2 protein-coding genes are annotated in these 2,432 nt (G+C 40.0%); both read left to right on the top strand.

Annotated features, from left to right (window positions below; genetic code table 11):
- The coding region (locus CK510_RS33760; protein ID WP_245912503.1) for a caspase family protein at window positions 1–584 on the top strand (584 nt) is incomplete at its 5' end.
- Window positions 539–2,173: a DUF4384 domain-containing protein gene (locus CK510_RS29380; RefSeq protein ID WP_245912502.1), complete on the top strand. Its 1,635-nt coding sequence runs from the start codon at window positions 539–541 to the stop codon at window positions 2,171–2,173. The genes CK510_RS33760 and CK510_RS29380, both read left to right, overlap by 46 nt.
- Window positions 2,174–2,432 lie beyond the last annotated feature (259 nt).

Raw genomic sequence — 2,432 nt, 5'->3', positions numbered from 1 at the left:
ATATTACACAACAGGGGGATAAATATGCTCAAGTTCTAGCGCAAAATAAAGGACGTAAACTTGCCCTCTTGGTCGGTATTAACGAATATGGTAACGGCGTAAATCCCCTCAGAGGGTGCGTCAATGATGTCTTGTTACAAAAAGAATTATTAACACACCGCTTTGGTTTTGACCCCAACGATATTAAAATCCTCACCGACCAACAAGCCACCCGTCAAGGTATCCTCACAGCATTTGAAGAACATCTCATCAACCAAGCTAAACCAGGGGATGTGGTGGTATTTCACTTCTCTGGACATGGTTCGCAGGTAATCGATCCCGATAAAGATAATCCTGATGGTTTCAATAGTACCCTGGTTCCCATTGATTCCGACTACAATTCCTCTGGTGGTGTAGTGCAGGATATTATGGGACACACGCTGTTTTTACTGATGTATGCATTGAAAACCGATAATGTCACTGTTGTATTAGATAGCTGCCATTCTGGAGGTGCAAAACGGGGAAATTTCGTAGTGCGTTCTCGTAATAATGAGCAAAATTGCAACCAAGTCCCCAAGAATTTGCCTATCAGCAACAATGGTTAAAACGCTTAAATTTATCTCCACAACAATTTATTAACCTGCGTCGTCAAGGTGTAGCCAAAGGTGTTGTCATTGCTGCTGCTAAACGCGACCAATTTGCAGCCGATGCACCTTTTGATGACTTTCATGCAGGTGCATTTACTTATCTATTTACTCAATATCTCTGGCAACAAACAGCAAATCAATCAGTCAAAAGAATATTAGTTGATGTCAATCGCAGCACACAAATTTTGTCACGCAATAGCAGTATTTTCCAAGAACCAGAATTGGAATTAGATAGTAAGAAAAATCCCAATCCATTAACTTATTTTACTCCCTTTAACACATCCTATGCTGAAGCTGTGGTGACGCAAACCAAAGGCAACCAAGTAGAATTATGGCTGGGTGGGATTGATGCACGTTCACTAGAAGCATTTAACAAAGATGCTGCTTTCAGTGTTGTCGATGCAAATGGTAAACAAACAGGAATCGTCAAGTTAGAATCTCGTCAAGGATTGGTTGGAAAAGGTACATTTATCAATACTGCCAGGGGAAATACAGAATTAAAAACAGGGACACTTTTACAAGAAACAATTCGTGGTGTTCCTAATGATTTGACATTAAAAATTGGCTTAGATGACGCTTTTGATAGCAATACAACAAATCAAGCACAACAAGCATTACAAGCAATCAACCGTGTTACTCCCTTACCCTTGGGGCAACAGGAAGTACAATATATTTTTGCTCGGATGACCGAAACCAGATATAAACAATTGCAGAAATCAAAGGTTACAAATTTACCTGCTGTGGGTAGCTTTTGTTTATTTTTACCTTCACTTGATCAAATAGTTCCCAGTTCTTTCGGTACAGCAAATGAAACCGTTACAGCAGCAGCAGAACGTTTAAAGCCCAAATTTAAAGCTCTACTAGCAGCGCGAATTGTCAAGCAAATGTTACCTAATAATACATCAGAGGTAAAAGTTACAGCTTCGATGAATATTGCTGGTAGTAAAAATATTATTAGTGAAACTCTGCCGACTCGCGGTATTTCTAAACAAACAGGTGCAAATCCAACTACTCCTGCAAAACCAACAAATATCAAAGAGGGAGAAATTCCCAAATTACCAGCAGGTACACAAGTAGTCTTTGAAGTGGAAAACAAAGAATCTACTCCTATTTATGTCAGTATTTTAGTTATTGATGCCGCAGGTGAGATGGCGATTATATTTCCGAATACCTGGGGTGAATCGGATGATGCAGCATTGTTAGCACCTAGAGATAAGCGGATAATTCCAGGGAATGATGATGGCTTTAAATTAACTATTGGGGAACCCTTTGGAATTACGGAAACATTAATTATTGCTAGTACATCTCCGTTACGCACTTCCCTGAAAGCACTCAAAGACATTGCTAATAGAGGAAATATTAAACGCGGAACACTTGCACCAAGTAATGATGAGTTCTTAGATGTAACAGATAAATTATTGGGAGATTTGGATGCTGAGACTCGCGGAGGAATCAATGTTGAGGGTGTGAAGTTAGGTGCAGGTGTCCGTGGTGTGGACGCAAAGAAACTGGCTGCGATGGCGATCGCTTTTGAGGTGGTTCGTTAAGCTTCGGAAATACTCCCTGCTGCTTGTGGGTGTATCTTTACAGATTAGCAGCAGGTGGAAAAGGCTATTTCCATCTCATCTGATTTTAAATTTTTAGATCCATCCCCTTAGTTGTAACGAGCTTATGGTGAGCGTTGATTGGGGAAACTCAGTAATTGAAAATCAGGTATTTGATATTTAATACTGGAGTTTAGACTAAAGCGGTCTCAGCAACACTGCGATCGCGGACAAAAAAATAGAGAGATACCTGTGTAAAAAC

Origin of the sequence: Brunnivagina elsteri CCALA 953 (assembly GCF_002289455.1) — a bacterium.
Classification (GTDB): domain Bacteria; phylum Cyanobacteriota; class Cyanobacteriia; order Cyanobacteriales; family Nostocaceae; genus Brunnivagina; species Brunnivagina elsteri.
This window is presented reverse-complemented; position numbering and strand designations above follow the sequence as displayed.